Annotated in this window: 14 protein-coding genes and 3 tRNA genes; 10 read left to right on the top strand and 7 right to left on the bottom strand. The window is 63.3% G+C overall.

Annotation, left to right across the window (positions count from 1 at the left end):
• Positions 1–68 precede the first annotated feature (68 nt).
• The 6 genes from MB84_RS10045 to glnA all read right to left on the bottom strand — a co-directional run bounded on the left by MB84_RS10045 (position 69) and on the right by glnA (position 9,711).
• Positions 69–1,052: a flagellar brake protein gene (locus MB84_RS10045; protein WP_046291670.1), complete on the bottom strand. Its 984-nt coding sequence runs from the start codon at positions 1,050–1,052 to the stop codon at positions 69–71.
• A gap of 200 nt (positions 1,053–1,252) precedes the next feature.
• A complete protein-coding gene (locus MB84_RS10040) occupies positions 1,253–3,652 on the bottom strand; it encodes a pentapeptide repeat-containing protein (RefSeq protein ID WP_169834997.1) in 2,400 nt (799 codons plus the stop codon).
• A gap of 657 nt (positions 3,653–4,309) precedes the next feature.
• Positions 4,310–5,200, bottom strand: coding sequence for a dTDP-4-dehydrorhamnose reductase (gene rfbD / locus MB84_RS10035; RefSeq protein WP_046291668.1), 891 nt, complete (start codon positions 5,198–5,200; stop codon positions 4,310–4,312).
• Between the two features lie 55 nt (positions 5,201–5,255).
• Positions 5,256–6,833: a nitrogen regulation protein NR(I) gene (gene ntrC / locus MB84_RS10030; protein ID WP_046291667.1), complete on the bottom strand. Its 1,578-nt coding sequence runs from the start codon at positions 6,831–6,833 to the stop codon at positions 5,256–5,258.
• 62 nt (positions 6,834–6,895) lie between these two features.
• Positions 6,896–8,002, bottom strand: a complete 1,107-nt coding sequence (glnL, locus tag MB84_RS10025; RefSeq protein ID WP_425415908.1) for a nitrogen regulation protein NR(II) — start codon at positions 8,000–8,002, stop codon at positions 6,896–6,898.
• A 293-nt stretch (positions 8,003–8,295) separates the two neighbouring features.
• The gene (gene glnA / locus MB84_RS10020; RefSeq protein WP_046291666.1) at positions 8,296–9,711 is read right to left on the bottom strand and encodes a type I glutamate--ammonia ligase; all 1,416 of its coding nucleotides are present in this window, start codon (positions 9,709–9,711) and stop codon (positions 8,296–8,298) included.
• Positions 9,712–10,182: 471 nt separating this feature from the next.
• On the opposite strand from glnA, the gene MB84_RS10015 reads away from it, so the two are divergent.
• The 10 genes from MB84_RS10015 (at position 10,183) to MB84_RS09970 (ending at position 14,608) form a co-directional block, all read left to right on the top strand.
• Complete coding sequence (locus tag MB84_RS10015; RefSeq protein ID WP_046291665.1) at positions 10,183–10,650, top strand: rhodanese-like domain-containing protein; 468 nt, start codon at positions 10,183–10,185, stop codon at positions 10,648–10,650.
• 114 nt (positions 10,651–10,764) lie between these two features.
• Positions 10,765–11,382 (top strand): LysE family translocator, encoded by a 618-nt coding sequence (locus MB84_RS10010; RefSeq protein ID WP_046291664.1) that lies wholly within the window; start codon positions 10,765–10,767, stop codon positions 11,380–11,382.
• Positions 11,383–11,677: 295 nt separating this feature from the next.
• Entirely contained in the window at positions 11,678–12,022 is a 345-nt protein-coding gene (locus MB84_RS10005; protein ID WP_046291663.1) for a DUF4148 domain-containing protein, read from the top strand.
• Positions 12,023–12,409: 387 nt separating this feature from the next.
• Positions 12,410–12,649 (top strand): hypothetical protein, encoded by a 240-nt coding sequence (locus MB84_RS10000; RefSeq protein WP_039398969.1) that lies wholly within the window; start codon positions 12,410–12,412, stop codon positions 12,647–12,649.
• Between the two features lie 219 nt (positions 12,650–12,868).
• Positions 12,869–13,054 (top strand): hypothetical protein, encoded by a 186-nt coding sequence (locus MB84_RS09995; protein WP_046291662.1) that lies wholly within the window; start codon positions 12,869–12,871, stop codon positions 13,052–13,054.
• Between the two features lie 72 nt (positions 13,055–13,126).
• A tRNA-Lys gene (locus MB84_RS09990) sits at positions 13,127–13,202 on the top strand.
• A gap of 58 nt (positions 13,203–13,260) precedes the next feature.
• A tRNA-Lys gene (locus MB84_RS09985) sits at positions 13,261–13,336 on the top strand.
• Positions 13,337–13,390: 54 nt separating this feature from the next.
• Positions 13,391–13,466, top strand: a tRNA-Lys gene (locus tag MB84_RS09980).
• Positions 13,467–13,694: 228 nt separating this feature from the next.
• Positions 13,695–14,282 carry a 2OG-Fe(II) oxygenase gene (locus tag MB84_RS09975; protein WP_084009701.1) on the top strand — a complete coding sequence of 196 codons (588 nt, stop codon included), beginning with the start codon at positions 13,695–13,697 and terminating at the stop codon, positions 14,280–14,282.
• A 137-nt stretch (positions 14,283–14,419) separates the two neighbouring features.
• A complete protein-coding gene (locus MB84_RS09970) occupies positions 14,420–14,608 on the top strand; it encodes a glycine zipper 2TM domain-containing protein (RefSeq protein ID WP_044455446.1) in 189 nt (62 codons plus the stop codon).
• A 73-nt stretch (positions 14,609–14,681) separates the two neighbouring features.
• Here MB84_RS09970 and MB84_RS09965 read toward each other — a convergent pair whose 3' ends face one another.
• Positions 14,682–15,080, bottom strand: coding sequence for a hypothetical protein (locus tag MB84_RS09965; protein WP_157122682.1), 399 nt, complete (start codon positions 15,078–15,080; stop codon positions 14,682–14,684).
• Positions 15,081–15,415 lie beyond the last annotated feature (335 nt).

The following is a 15,415-nucleotide window of genomic DNA, read 5'->3' as shown; positions in this document are numbered from 1 at the left end:
CCGTTTTCTTTCTCGCCGTGACGTCGCCTCGGCACGTGCTTGTCGCGTCGCAGTTCGCGACGTCCGCACTACTGGCCCGCGCGCGGATCCGTGAGACGCGATTCATAGACGAAGCAACGAATCGCGGCCTTGTTGCGCGTCTCCATCTGCATGAACTCGAGACCATAAGCCCACGTGCCGTCCGCCCGTGGCCCTTCGACGCTGCGTACCGCCGCCCGCCCGACAATCGGTACGATATCCGCGCCGATCGGCACCCGAAACTGCACCGCGACGTGAAGGCATCCCTCCGGCAACGGGGCCTTCGCCACGATGCCCGCCCCGTCTGCACTGATGTCGCGCACCAGTACGAGCCACTCCGGCGTATCCTGCGGATCGGCCAGCATGCGCGTAAGCGACGCGCGTGACGTCTCGTCGATAGGCGACAGCCGCGCCACGAGTCGTGTGTCGACGCGCGGCGTACGACGCACCGGCGTCTCCCGCACCTGCGACGGACGCGACAGCACCACGTAATCGAACGGGCCGTGATGCACGCTATGCACGTCGCACGTAAATTCGTAGAGGTTGTCGCCCGGGAACGTCCAGAGCGCCAGCCGATCCCCCGCTTCCATCGGCATGCGCGCGTCTCCCGCCGTCGGAAGCGTGACGATCAGCATGCCGTTGGGTGCCCGGCCAATCAGGCGGGCACGCACGCGCGTCATCTCGGCGTCCGGCGCCACTCGCACCTGAATCCACGCACCGATCGGCAGCGGAACGGGCAAACCGTGCAAATAGACGGTCGATGCGCCTGCATCGAGCGACGACGCCGAATTCGCAGCCTCCGTCCGACCGGCGGCTTCCCCCGTTGTCGCGCCCTCGGGCAGCGGCCGGTGAGGCGCAAACATCGTGAAAAGCCAGTCGAGATCGGCCTCGGACGGCAGACGCTCGCCCTCCGCAAGCAACGGTGTGCCGTCGGCGTCGAACAGTGGCCAGGAGAGTGGGACGTGAGCGTCAAGCTCGCGACGATTGACCGCCACGAACCCCGGATAGCCTGACGCAATACAAGTCGAGTGCATGATGCCTGAAAGGGGCGTAACACCCCGGAAAGTCTCGGATTAAGGAGGCGCGACGTACGCAATGTGGCTTCATGACGCTCGGTAAGACGTTTTGCGACGTCGTCTGACGCATGTCTGACGTAATGCAACGTAAGGCGCGTACGTATTTTTACCACGAAAGTGGGATCGCGCTGATGGCGGAATATCAGGCAAAACGCGCCTCAATCCATCGCAACCCCATCCGAGCCTTGCGGGGGCGAAACACCGGTGTGGGTCGCTTCAGTGACGATGTGGGCAGGAAGCGGAAATCGGATGGCCCAGAACCACGGGAGCGTCTGACGACAGGCCTCTGCCAGTCCGGGAAGTGCCATGATCTCAGGGCAGGTCAGCCATTGCGCCAATCGTTCGGCCAGGTGCCGCGACGCGATGGCATCGTCCGACAGACAGGCCCGTAGGGCAATCGCCTGCGGTAACGCGCGCCACCTGGCCTCTTCGGTCATCGTCTCGTTGAGCACCGCAAGTGCATAGCGGCGGCAGGCAAGGCGCACGCCGTCTGCGCTCTCCCGGCCCACATCGATCGACGGCAGCGAGAGATGCCACTCCGGCTGCGTCGCCAGCCAGGCCAGACCGGCTGCGACGGAAACGAGCCGGACACGGCGTGACAGGGAGATGCCCAACGTCACATCGGGGGCTGACGTCGAGAGCGGATGGTCGCGAAACACTTCGTCGATATCGGCGCGGCCAGCGGAATGCAGTCGCACATAGGTGGACGACAGGGATGTGCCGACCGTGGCGTCGAGACGCTCCGCCGGACTCAATTTGGCCGAACTCAATGCGGCATGTCGTGACGACGGCACCGCCACGGGCAGTTCACTCGCCGTGTCCGCCAGCGGACCGACCCGAGCGCCGACGGCGGGTGACCATCCGCCCTGGAGTGCGGCATGGGCTCGCACCTCGCCCTCATCGCCAAGCCACCGGCCAGTGAGCCGGACAAATGCAGCGAGCGGTCGCTCCACCGGCCATAGACCGGCGAGGCACCCGAACTCCCTGAGCAAACCCTGAAGTTGCCGCATGGTCCCGGGCACGAAGTCGCCGGGAGACATCAGATCGCGCACGACCACCCGCGTGCCCGCCCAGCGCCAGCCGGGGAGCGGGTCGCCCGCGAAGCCCACCTCCCCCTCCTTCGGCTGGCTTGTACCCGCCGCGCCCCACACGCCCCATACGCCCGCCGTCAATGCTTTCGGCAGACGCGCCGCCACCTCGCCGTCGGCCCGAATCCACACGAGGTAGGCCGGATCCAGCGCATCGATGCCGTCCGCCGACAGCGCGACATGCACCTGCTCGGGCAGCATGTTGAACCACGCCGCGCGCAAGGCCGCCGTGCGCGAATCGCCGACGCTGCCCAGCCCCTCCTCCCCCCAATAAAGCGTCTGGCAGATCGCACCGGCGTGCGACCAGACAGTCTCGGGAGACGCCGTCAGACACAAGCGGTGCAACGTAGCGATCAGCGCTTCGATCACCCACACAGTCTCATCGTGCGTCAGACGCACCTCGTTCAGCGCATCGATTTTGCGCGCCAGCCATTGCGCGCGCAGCGTCGCGAAACACGCATGATCCGCCAGGCCGCCCGCCTCCCCCGGCGCAGCCAACAGATGTCCAAGCCAGTCGCTGCGCTGAACGTGCTCCGGCAAGCGATGCAATGGCGGCGCCCTGTCGTAGGAAGTCTCGGTGACAGCCGACACCGCAGACCGATGCCGCAGCGCATTCAGCAATTGCAGGAAGATGTCTGCACGCATCGTCGGTTGATCCACAGGAAAGGTCATCAGGGACCGGACCACCTGGGCCAGTTCGAATGGGGTCAGTCGGCGGAGCCAAGTCTCGTTCAGCCGAAGCCGGGCACCTTGCCATTGCGTCGCGCTCAGATCGCAGTCGCGGCCGATGCACACGCGCTTGAGACTGGCACCGCAAAAACGTGCGCGGCGCATGTCGCACGACTCGAAGAACGCGCCATTGAGCCGAGCACCTCGCGCATCCCACGCGACGACGTCGCACCGACGAAATTCGGCATCCCGCAAGTCCGCACCGGCTGCCCGCCCATGGCTCATCGTGACCGAGGTCCATCTCGAACGTCTCGCCCGGGCGCCCACGAGCATCATGCGGCGCGCACTGCCGTTCGTGAAACACGCACCGTCCATTCTCGCCCGATGAAAGGACGCGTCGTCGAGGCGCACCTTCTCGAACGTCACCCCCTGACACTGCGTCTCGCTTAGATCGACCCCGCTCATCACGGTATGCAGGAACTCTGCGCCACGAAGATCGGCCCCCACCATGCGGGCGCCGCTCAGCACCGCCGCGCGAAAGCACGCGTCACGCAAATCCGTCCGCTCGAAGTCGGCATTCACCTGATTGGAGTGTGCGAACCCGGCGCGACGCAGCCGCGCCGCCGCCCAGACCGTTCCGTTGAACTGCCCGCCGCAAAACTGTGCGCCCGGTGCGTGAACCCCCCGCAGGTCGCTGTTCGACAGCGACAGATCCGGCAGCACGCCGTCCCGTAGATTGGTCAGCGCCAACGCCGTGCCCAGAATGTCCGGTGGCCACTCGCGCAGTGGCAAATCGGCCATTGCCGCTGCGTCAAATGCGACGGCATCCGCCGAAGGCAGCCAATGCCACTGCGGCGCGCGCGCGTGGCCGTCGCGAGACGGCGAACACCACGTCACCATGTCTCGCGCAACGTCCGCGGCGCGCGCGCCGTACAACAGATGCGAATATCGCGTGTTCCACGCCCGCGTCAACGCGGCCTTATCGAAGGGTAAGTCGCCTCGTACGGCGTGGGCGCTCGCACACAAGCGTTCGATGCTGCCGCAGCCCCCTCCCCGCGCCGCATCCCGCGCAAGTGCGTGTGTCAGCCACGAGACCAGCAATGCGATCGCACGGCGCTCGGCCGGGTCGGCGCGCAGGATTGCGCAACGTAATGCTTCGGGCGGGGCTTCGTGGGGGGCTTCGGGGGGCGCTTCGCCAAAGGATGTCGAACAGGACGACGCCAAGCCGCCATTGGCGTTTGGGGCACCCTCGACGCGGGCCGAAGGAAACGGGGCCGTAGCGCCTGCCTGCGTGTGTGCGCCACGAATGACAGCGGACTGAGACCACGTGATGCATCGCTCCTCGGCACACGCTTGGGCGCATGCGCAAAAAGCCACCATGTTGCCGAAAGAACCCGGGGCTGCGCGCTAAGGAATTTCCGAATTAGTCGCACAGCCCCGAAGGGGACGGTCGTCGCCTCAGGCGAGACAGAGTTGGAGGGCGTCGCGCCAGTCGGGCGCACGAACGCCGAAGTTACGCGCGAGCTTGTCGTTGTCGAGTACGGAGAAGGCCGGACGTTTGGCGGGCAGCGGATAGGCGGATGTCGGAATCGGCACAACGTTCGGGCGCTTCTCCGGTGCGGTGAGATCGAGAATGGCTTCGGTGAAACCGTGCCACGTCGTCTGGCCGGCGGCCGTCAGATGATAGAGGCCACCGCGCTCGCGCCAGAAGTCGGCATCGATGCCACGCTCACCGGCATGGCCCAACCCTTGCACCAGCACCTGCGACGTGAGTTCCGCAATCGTACGGCACCAGGTCGGTGCGCCGTGCTGATCGGCAACGATACGCAGTTCGTCGCGCTCGCGGGCCAGCCGCTGAACCGTCAGCAGAAAGTTCGCGCCGCGCGCGCCGTACACCCAGCTCGTACGCAGCACCAGATGGTTGGCGCCGCTCGCAGCAATAGCCGCTTCACCGGCAAGCTTGGTACGGCCGTAAGCGTTTTGCGGATTGGTCGGTTCGTCTTCGCGATACGGGGTGGATGACGTGCCGTCGAACACGTAGTCGGTGGAGTAGTGAACGACGAGCGCGCCTAAACGCTTCGCCTCTTCCGCCATGATGCCGGGCACCACGGCGTTCACCTGATAGGCCGCCGCTTCTTCCGTCTCGGCACGGTCGACGGCCGTGTAAGCGGCCGGATTGATGATCATGTCGGGCGCGAAGTCGCGCACGGTCCGCACCACGCTGTCGGTGTCCAGCAGATCCATTTCGCTGCGTCCGGGGGCGTGCACGTCTCCCATGCCTTGCAGGCAACGTGCCAATTCCCAGCCCACTTGTCCGGTAGCGCCCGTCAGCAGGATGCGTCTTGCCATGATACGGCTCCCTTGTCGCGATGTGAGGAAACAAGGGAGCCTACCCGGTTTCGCTTCAGGTTTCCAGCCCGAGCTCCTGGATCTTGCGCGTGATCGTGTTGCGCCCGATCCCCAGACGGCTGGCGGCTTCGACCTTACGCCCGCGCGTGAAGTCCAGCGCTTCGTTGATCAGCGCGGTCTCGAAGCGACGCGTGAGCTGATCCATCACGTCCGGCGAGGCCGAGCGCAACAGTCGCGCGACCTCGCGGCGCAGGATCGGCTCCCAGCTCTCCACGTTCTGTACGCCCGGGATGCCTGCCACTTCGCCCGCACTACCGCCCATGCCGCCCATGCCACCGACGGGCACCGACGGCACCGCACCCACGCCGCCGTATCCCGCCGTGCCCTGCGTCGGATCGATACTCCCCGGCGTCGCGGCGCCGCCATGCGGCGCACCGTTCGCGTACGCAGGCACACCTGCCACCACCGCAGCAGGCGCGGCCGTCGTCTGAAATTCCGGCGGCAAATCCTTGATCTCGACGGTCTGCGCCGGCGCCATCACCGTCAGCCAGTTGCTGAGGTTTTCCAACTGACGCACGTTGCCCGGGAACGGGAAGCGCGTCAGATGCGTGAGCGCCGCCTCGCTGATGCGTTTGGTTTCGACGCCCAGTTCGCGGGCGCTCTTCTGCAGAAAGTGACGCACGAGCAGCGGAATGTCTTCGTTACGCTCGCGCAATGACGGCAAGCGCAACCGGATCACGTTCAGACGGTGATACAGGTCCTCGCGGAACAGTCCCTGACGCACGCGATCTTCCAGGTTCTGGTGGGTGGCCGCGATCACGCGAACGTTCGCCTTGATCGGACTGTGGCCGCCGACACGGTAATAGTTGCCGTCGGAGAGCACGCGCAACAGCCGCGTCTGCAAGTCCAGCGGCATATCGCCGATTTCGTCGAGAAACAGCGTGCCGCTCTCCGCTTGCTCGAAGCGTCCGCGACGCGTTGCCTGCGCCCCGGTAAACGCGCCGCGCTCATGTCCGAACAGCTCGGACTCGAGCAAGTCTTTCGGAATGGCCGCCGTGTTCAGCGCAATGAACGGTCCCGAAGCGCGCGGCGAATGTCGATGCAATGCGCGTGCGACCAGTTCCTTGCCCGAGCCCGACTCGCCGGTGATGAGCACCGTCGCGCTCGAATGCGACAGACGGCCGATGGCGCGGAACACGTCCTGCATCGCACTCGCCTGTCCGAGAATCTCGGGCTCTTCGGTAATCCGTTCGTCGTCCGTCGCTTCGCGCAGGCTTTCTTCGACGGCGCGCAGAATCAGCTCGACCGCACGATCCACGTCGAACGGCTTGGCCAGATACTCGAACGCACCGCCCTGAAACGCGGCGACGGCGCTATCCAGATCCGAGAACGCCGTCATGATGATGACGGGCAGGCCGGGATGCCGTTGCTTGACGGTTTGCAGCAATTCGAGGCCGGAGCCGCCCGCCATGCGGATGTCCGACACCAGCACTTGCGGCGAATCGTGTTCGAGCGCGGCGCTGGCTTCGCGCGGGCCGGTAAAGCTGCGCACCGGCAGATTGGCTCGCGAGAGTGCCTTTTCCAGCACCCATCGGATGGATTGGTCGTCGTCTACTATCCAGATCGGCTTCATTGTTCACCGTGTAACGTCTATGCCCGGCCGCAGGTGTTACGGCCGACGGCGTGAGGGCCGCTTCAGCCCAGGGGCAGCAGGATTCGGAAATCCGTCCGTCCGGGCCGGCTTTCGCATTCGATCAGACCGTCGTGGCGCTGAATGAACGATTGCGCCAGTGTGAGTCCCAGACCGCTTCCCCCCTCTCGCCCGGAGACGAGCGGATAGAAGATGCGATCTCGAATGTCGGCAGGGATGCCTGGCCCGTTATCGATCACATGCAATTCCAATGCCAGCTTGTGCAATCGCTTGGCAATCGTGATCTTTCGCGCCACGCGTGTGCGCAATACGATGCGTGCGTCGCCACGCGCGATCTGCTCGCGCAGCGCCTCGGCACCGTTGCGCACGATATTGAGTAGCGCTTGAATGAGTTGCTCTTTATCGCCCCGAAAATCGGGCAGGCTGACGTCGTAGTCCCGCTCGATCGACAGGCCTTGCGGGAATTCGGCGAGCACCACCGAACGCACGCGCTCGCAGACTTCGTGGATGTTCACGTCCGTCGCGATATACGGATGGCGATGCGGCTCCAGCAAGCGATCCACCAACGTCTGAAGCCTGTCGGACTCCTTGATGATCACCTGCGTGTATTCGCGCAATTCGCGCTGATCCAGCTCGAATTCCAGCAACTGTGCCGCACCGCGAATGCCGCCGAGCGGGTTCTTGATCTCGTGCGCCAGGTTGCGGATGAGCTGCTTGTTCATCAACGCCTGATCGATGATCCGCTCCTCGCGCTCGTTCTTGAGCTTTTGCTCGTTCTCGATCAGCTCGACGATCACGAAATCGGGCGCTGCCTCGGGGGCCGCCACAATCGCGTGCGTGTGCAACGGCTCCTGTGCGGTGCGTTCCAGCACCAGATCGAGGCGCGTGGTCTGGAAGTGATTCGCGATGAGCTCCGTCATCGTCGACGACAGCACTTCGCCGTTCGTGAACACATCGTTCCACGTCATCTGCGAGAGCGAGCGACGCGACAAGGCCAGCAACGCTTCGGCGGCCGGATTTGCGAAGACCACGCGCAACGAGTGCTTTTCCAGCACCAGCAGCACGGTCGGCAACGCTTCCAGGCCGGGCAGAATGCCGGTCGCGGCAAGCTTCGCTTCCCACGGGTCGACCAGGGCAGGCACCGCGGACAGCGGTGCGGCGATGCCTGCGGCGTCAACCGTCACATCGGCAGCAACATCGACGGCATCAGCGGAATGCGAGGCCCGCTTCGTCTGCCCTTTCTCACCAGCGCGGACACTTTTCATCAAGGATCTAGGCGTTAAGTTCGTGGCAGGCGGCTAGCGCAATGCACATTGGGGATGCATGGCGCGCGCGCTGCGGATAAAAAAGGGGGACGGCCGCGGCCATCCCCCCGTGCTTGTCGGGCATGACGGTCGGCCGCAGGCGTTCCGTCATGCCGGCGCATTGCTGCGCAGCGACCCGATTACAGCGAGTAGTACAGTTCGAACTCGAGCGGGTGCGTGGTCATGGCCACGCGGCGAGCTTCGTCCGTCTTCAGTGCGATGTACGAGTCGAGCATGCCGTCGGTGAACACACCGCCACGGGTCAGGAACTCGCGGTCTTCGTTCAGGTATTCCAGCGCCTGTTCGAGGCTCGAGCACACGGTCGGGATCTTTGCGTCCTCTTCCGGCGGCAGGTCGTACAGGTTCTTGTCGGCGGCTTCGCCCGGGTGGATCTTGTTCTGCACGCCATCCAGACCGGCCATCAGCATGGCCGAGAAGGCCAGGTACGGGTTGGCCATCGGGTCCGGGAAGCGCGCTTCGATGCGGCGACCCTTCGGGTTGGCAACGTACGGAATACGGATCGATGCCGAACGATTACGGGCCGAGTAGGCCAGCTTCACCGGGGCTTCGAAGTGCGGCACGAGACGCTTGTACGAGTTCGTCGACGGATTCGTGATCGCGTTCAGGGCACGGGCGTGCTTGATGATGCCGCCGATGTAATACAGCGCGAATTCCGACAGACCGCCGTAGCCATTGCCTGCGAACAGGTTCTGACCGTCCTTCCAGACCGACTGGTGGATGTGCATGCCCGAACCGTTGTCGCCAACGATCGGCTTCGGCATGAACGTGGCCGTCTTGCCGTAGCTGTGCGCCACGTTGTGCACGACGTACTTCAGGATCTGCGTCCAGTCGGCGCGCTCGACCAGCGTCGAGAACTTCGTGCCGATTTCGTTCTGGCCCTGGCCAGCCACTTCGTGGTGGTGCACTTCAACCGGCACGCCGAGTTGTTCGAGCAACAGGCACATTTCCGAGCGCATGTCCTGGAACGTGTCGACCGGTGCGACCGGGAAGTAGCCACCCTTCGTGCCCGGACGGTGGCCGGTGTTGCCGCCGTCGAAGTCCTTCGACGAAGACCACGGGGCTTCTTCGGAGTTGATCTTCACGGAGGTGCCCGACATGTCCGTGTTCCACTGGACCGAGTCGAAAATGAAGAATTCCGGCTCCGGACCGAAGAAGGCGGTGTCGCCCAGGCCCGTGCTCTTCAGGTAGGCTTCAGCGCGCTTGGCGATGGAGCGCGGATCGCGGTCGTAGCCCTTGCCGTCGGCCGGTTCGATCACGTCGCAGGTCAGGACCAGCGTGTTTTCTTCGTAGAACGGGTCGATGTAAGCGGTGTTGGCGTCCGGCACCAACAGCATGTCCGAGGCTTCGATGCCCTTCCAGCCAGCGATCGACGAACCGTCGAAAGCGTGACCGCTCTCGAACTTGTCGGCGTCGAAGTGCGACACGGGCACCGAGACGTGCTGCTCTTTGCCGCGCGTGTCCGTAAAGCGGAAGTCGACGAACTTGACGTCTTCTTCCTTAACCAGGTTCATCACATCTGCCACAGATTTGCTCATGCTATCTCCCGAAAGATTCAATCTGGCGCTGCTGGCGCTCATCGCCCGCGTCGCCGCACCCTCTTAACGAACTCCGTGTTCGAATTCGCCAATGATAAGCAGGAAGCGTGCCAACGCATCGCTTCACTGCTGTGCCTCACCCTCACCCACTGATTTCTAAGGAAATATTCGATGCTGGTGCGGCCAGCGCCGAATTCCCGCTCGCGGGCTTTAATTCTCTATTTCGGTGCACATCGCACCAAAATATCACCATATTGGTGCATTTGCAGATTATGCACCTTTTAAGTGCTGTCGGGCCGCATCGTCGGCCCGAAGTTGTGCGCCATATTGCACCGTCGTCGGGCGCGGTGGATTCGGACCGCAGAATATCCAGACGACTCCCAATGCCGCGCGATGTCACTTAAAGCGCATCTTTGCGTGTGCTGCACGCTAGAATGAAGGACAACCATCGACTAACGAGATCACAGCAATATGACAAGCGCAAAAGCCATTCTCGACCAAGCTACGGAGCGTCGCGCCACGGGCCAGCTCGCCTACACAGGCGCGCTCACGCCGGAAGAGGCGCTGGCATTGCTCAACGCCGATGCGAACGTTCGTCTGATCGACGTGCGTACGCGCGCTGAACTCGATTGGGTCGGGCGCCCCCAAGTGCCGGACGGGCAGTACGCAAACGTCGAATGGGTGCGCTATCCCGGAGGCGTGCCCAACGAACACTTCCTCGAACAACTGACGTCGCAGACGACGGACAAGGCAGCGCCGCTGCTGTTCCTGTGCCGCAGTGCTGCCCGCTCGAAGGCCGCCGCAACGCGCGCCTACGAAGCCGGCTTCACACAATCGTTCGATATCCTCGAAGGCTTCGAAGGCGACAAGGACAGCAACGGTCACCGCAAGAATGTGAGCGGCTGGTGCTTCCGCGGCCTGCCGTGGTTCGGTGCGTGAGATCGGGACATCGGGACATCGGTCATCGCCCGGACAGTGAGCGATGGGCGGGGCAGCATCGTGTAGACAACACATAGATCACTCAGAACGACATCAACGCGAGGAGACGCAGCGATGGACTGGACTCACTTGTTGACTTTCGCGCTCGCCCTGTTTGTGGGCGCGGGCACGCCGGGCCCCGGTATCGCTGCCATCGTCGCACGCGTACTCGGACGTGGCACGCAAGGCGCGATTGCCTTCTCTGCAGGCGTCGCCATCGGCGACGTCGTCTGGCTCACGCTCGCCGTGCTGGGCGTCGCTGCGCTGGCGCACACATTCTCCGGCGTGTTCCTCGCGATCAAGTACGCTGGCGCGGCGTACCTCCTCTATCTCGCCTGGAAGATGTGGCACGCACCGGCCATTGCGCCGACGGAGCCGCTCGCCGCCGCACCGCGCGAGAAGTCCTGGCGTCTGTTTCTGGGCGGACTGTCGGTCACGATGGGCAACCCGAAGGTCGTCGTGTTCTATTTCGCATTACTGCCCAACTTGCTCGATCTCCAACGCGTGACGGCACTCGGTTATGTCGAAGTCGTCGGCGTCACACTGACGGTTCTCGCGATCGTGTTCGGCAGCTATATCGCGCTGGCGTCGCGCGCACGGCGACTACTCAGTTCAGCGCGCGCCGTGAAACGCCTGAATCGCGCGACGGGCACCGTGATGGCTGGTGCGGCGGTTGCCATCGCCACTCGCTGAAGGCATCCGAAGCATCTCCGCTATCTCCGCATCGCCACCGCATGACGAACGCCATCTTCGGGTGGCGTTTTTTATTGATGCCGCGTCGCCGAGCGCCTCTCATCGAGTGAGAACGCGCGTCGCATTATTGCGGCTCGCGTAATGATGCATTCGCTTAATTGCCGTTTTTCTGTGATAGCCCGGGGCATAGACTGGCTTCACCGGTCGCGCACAACGCATACCGCGTCCTACCAACAGTCGCTCGATACCGATGCATTGCGCGCCCCCGCAACACAGAAGAACAGGAATTGACGTCATGAATCGCACCCTCAATCGCAAACTCATTGCATCGGCACTGATCTCGGCCACGATGGCCACCGCAGCAGGTTCCGTTTTCGCACAATCGCAGTTATCGAGCGACGCTTACCCCGACGGTTCGCCGTTCGGCTGGGTGCCGCAAACGTCGCAACTCACCCGCGCACAGGTGCGTGAGGAACTGGTCGACGCGCGCGCCAAGGGCTTGATTCCGCAGAACGACTACGACTACCCGGCGTTCAACACGATGAGCAACGCCAACGTGCCGGGCAAGACGCGTGCACAGGTCTATGACGAACTCGTGCGTGCGCGCCAGAACGGCGAGATGAAGTACTCGAATCCGTAAGCTACCGCCAAACCGGCCCTCGTCATGCCGCCTCCCTAGGGCGGTGTGACCGACGCGCGCAGGCCGAATGGCATCGTCGGCCTGCGTTGCGTCACCTTATTCCTCCCTAGTCCCGCCGACAGGCGCGCGCCCCCGCCCAACGACGTTTTACCGGGCGATCTGTGGTGCGTCGGTCCAGTGCTTCCCCTCTGGCCCGGCAGTCACGCACGGCTTCCCACGGGCGCATCTCCTGTCGCCATGCGTTCCCCGTCATCGCATGGGACTTTCGCCCGCGCTCCCGCCCTGGAGTGCGGGCTTTTTTCATGGCGGCGTTGGTGGACGGCGGTGGACTGCGCAGGCTGCGTGCTACCATGCAGCCGTTTCAATTTGCATAGACAGGATCATCCGGTGAGTGACATCCAACTAGATATCGAGTGGACCGAGCGCGCAGCGAAGAAGGCCGAGCGACTCGTTCCGAAAGACACCCCGCTCGGGTTGCCGCCGCTCGAATGCCTGCCGCAGGAAGGTGACGTGATGTTCCTCGGCAAGGGCGATAAGAAGCAACCGTTCGTTGTGGTGGAGCGTCAGTACCACCACGAAGGCGAAGACGCCTGGACGATCATCCTGATCCTGGATCTTCCGGAATAACGACGACGTCCCCCCCTGAGGGGCATGCGATCCGTCCGAAGCATCGGCAGCCGAAGCGCCTGCCGTTGATTCGGACGGATCGCAGACCTGTCCGGAAAGCACGGCGCGGCCACTGGGGAAACCCCGGTTGTCGCGCCGCTTTGCTTGAGGGAAGCCGTTTTCTATACTGGAGACGCGACTAACCTCGTGCATCGCCTGGTGGCGACAGGGAGATCCAGCATGATCGCGCCCCACCTTTCCAATGCCCAACTGGTCTGCATGTTTGCGATCGCGGTATTCGGCGCGATCGTTGTCGGCGCAATGCCGTGCAAAGGGACCGTTCGAATGTGCTGGCGATCGCTGCTCGTGGTCGTGGGCTCGGTGCTCGCGGTCCTGGCGTTCGAGGTGGTTCCGCTTTTCGCCTGAGACCTTTTTTGCGGATTTTCACCATTAAGGGTTGACCCCATGCGGAAGAGCCGATATTATCTCGGTCTCGTTGGGGCGTTAGCTCAGTTGGTAGAGCAGCGGACTCTTAATCCGTAGGTCGAGTGTTCGAGTCACTCACGCCCCACCAAACGAATTGTTAAAAAAGGCTGCGATGCCGTGCAGCCTTTTTTATTCCCGGTAGCATCGGGGCGTTAGCTCAGTTGGTAGAGCAGCGGACTCTTAATCCGTAGGTCGAGTGTTCGAGTCACTCACGCCCCACCACAGCATTACAGGAAGGCTGCGACGCTTGCAGCCTTTTTTGTTCCCGGTCGCACCGGGGCGTTAGCTCAGTTGGTAGAGCAGCGGACTCTTAATCCGTAGGTCGAGTGTTCGAGTCACTCACGCCCCACCAAGTATTGATGTAACGAAAAAGGGTCTGCGCTTGCAGACCCTTTTTCGTTTCCACGCGAAACTTCGCCAGGCGTGATCCGGCCCTTGGGAAGTGAGCATCGGATTCCCCCTGACATCCTCCCGAAAAAAGCGCGCATGTGCTTCGCGGCGCCGAGTGTGCTCATACACTGCGTGGCACGCTTAAGCCCCTTGCCGAAGGGCCGCCACCGCACGCTCTCGAGGACCAGGGATGACACGCCCGCCCCATCCACCCGCGCTCTATCGCGTATGGCCATCGCACCTGCCCGACGAATTCTGTGACCTTTTGTACGACACCGGACGTGCGATCACTTTATCGGACGCCGCTGTCGTATCCGCGACCTCCGGCCTCGTGCACAACGACAAGGTCAGAAAAGCGAAAGTCGGATTCTTCGACAAAGCCCACTGGATTTCTCAGATCTGCCTTCATTACGGATGTCTCGCAAACCGCGACCTCTGGCAGTACGACATCGCCGAAATGCAGGGCACACAATTCAGCACTTACGAAGCGGGTGACTTCTTCAACTGGCATCGCGACAGCGCCCCTGGCGCGGATCAACCACACGCCGCTCCCACACCACCGCGAAGAGTCGTGACGGTGATCATCATGCTCTCTGACGGGGGAAGTTACGAAGGGGGCGACTTTATGCTCCGGGATGCGAGCCATGCCGAGCTAATCGATCCGGCGTTTCGGGCAAGAGGGAGCGTGGTGGCTTTTCCTAGCTGTGTTCTGCATCAAGTCAGTCGCATGGTGTCAGGCCATCGGGCGGGCGTCGTCGGATGGCTCATGGGCCGGTAGCCCGAAGCCTCGCTCCATGTCGTCCGATTCCTACAGCCGATTCAGTCGCTGCCGATAGTGCGCAAAACACCTGCGCACTACGCTGAGGTCGTGCTGCCGCGCAAAGCGCGCCCGGCAATTGCTACAGGAGACGCATCATGAAAATGGCCAAGTCGATTCTCGTTGTCATCACCGCGCTTGCGATGGGTTCGTCCATCATCGGGTGCACGCTGGGTGGCGCAGCGGCAGGCGGCGTCATCGGTCACGAAGCCACCGGTGGCAGCACCGCCGGCACCATCGGCGGCGCCGTCGTCGGCGGCGTGATCGGCCACGAACTCGGCAAGTGATCCCAAGCAACCCGCCGAATCGATCCGTCGCCGCCCAACCATGCCGGTCCGCGCACCCGGATCGGCTACACCGTCATCGCCCTACGATGTATAGCGGGCCGTTGGCGGCGTAGCCGTACATGATGAGCACGTCGCCCACCAGCGTATCTCCCGCCGCCCTCGCTTGCGCCACGCTGCCATAGCGTTGCGCGTGCGCCGTACAGGGCACATAGTGACGCACGCCGCCTTTGGGCAGGCCCCGCGAATCGCGCGATTCACGAGTGTCACGCGTATCGTCGTCGCGACCGATGAAGGCCGCCTGTCGCACGCTCCAGACGAAATGCCCTTCGCACTTCGCCAGTTCAGGCGGACGCCGTACCGTCGGGTCTTCCTTGGACGACGGCTCGCCTTCCTTGTGCAAACGCCATTGACGCTTGGCCGCGCTTTCCGGCCAACGTCCCATCCCGATGTCCTTTCCTTTCGCTCTCGCCATTGTGTCCTCCTGGTTTCGGTTGCGGCACCGCACTCGCGGGCACTCCGATAATGGTGAAACATAACGGGGTGAATGGGGTTGGGGAGTGTCCGATATGCGAGGCCGCACCCTACGATCACGCTTCACGCGCATCGAAACTCGTCGGCCGTCATGCAAAGGACACCAAATCGCGCCCCGCATATCGCGCTCGTCCGCAACATACGTTATTTCCCGGCATACATAGCGCGGCGCACACGCAACACTCGCGCATGAATCCGGGACGCTTCCGCCGCAGTTGATCCTCATTGTCTACACTGCAAGTCTGACTGCCGACGATGGATGGCCGCACACGCAAA

The sequence above is a fragment of the Pandoraea oxalativorans genome, from assembly GCF_000972785.3.
Lineage (GTDB): Bacteria > Pseudomonadota > Gammaproteobacteria > Burkholderiales > Burkholderiaceae > Pandoraea > Pandoraea oxalativorans.
The sequence above is the reverse complement of the archived record's forward strand: the minus strand, read 5'-3'. Positions and strand labels throughout refer to the sequence as shown.

Coding starts and splice junctions, on each gene's coding strand:
- MB84_RS10045 (WP_046291670.1), bottom strand. CDS start 1,052: ATGCACTCGACTTGTATTGCGTCAGGCTATCCGGGGTTCGTGGCGGTC.
- MB84_RS10040 (WP_169834997.1), bottom strand. CDS start 3,652: ATGGCCGATTTGCCACTGCGCGAGTGGCCACCGGACATTCTGGGCACG.
- rfbD (WP_046291668.1), bottom strand. CDS start 5,200: ATGGCAAGACGCATCCTGCTGACGGGCGCTACCGGACAAGTGGGCTGG.
- ntrC (WP_046291667.1), bottom strand. CDS start 6,833: ATGAAGCCGATCTGGATAGTAGACGACGACCAATCCATCCGATGGGTG.
- glnA (WP_046291666.1), bottom strand. CDS start 9,711: ATGAGCAAATCTGTGGCAGATGTGATGAACCTGGTTAAGGAAGAAGAC.
- MB84_RS10015 (WP_046291665.1), top strand. CDS start 10,183: ATGACAAGCGCAAAAGCCATTCTCGACCAAGCTACGGAGCGTCGCGCC.
- MB84_RS10010 (WP_046291664.1), top strand. CDS start 10,765: ATGGACTGGACTCACTTGTTGACTTTCGCGCTCGCCCTGTTTGTGGGC.
- MB84_RS10005 (WP_046291663.1), top strand. CDS start 11,678: ATGAATCGCACCCTCAATCGCAAACTCATTGCATCGGCACTGATCTCG.
- MB84_RS09995 (WP_046291662.1), top strand. CDS start 12,869: ATGATCGCGCCCCACCTTTCCAATGCCCAACTGGTCTGCATGTTTGCG.
- MB84_RS09975 (WP_084009701.1), top strand. CDS start 13,695: ATGACACGCCCGCCCCATCCACCCGCGCTCTATCGCGTATGGCCATCG.
- MB84_RS09970 (WP_044455446.1), top strand. CDS start 14,420: ATGAAAATGGCCAAGTCGATTCTCGTTGTCATCACCGCGCTTGCGATG.
- MB84_RS09965 (WP_157122682.1), bottom strand. CDS start 15,080: ATGGCGAGAGCGAAAGGAAAGGACATCGGGATGGGACGTTGGCCGGAA.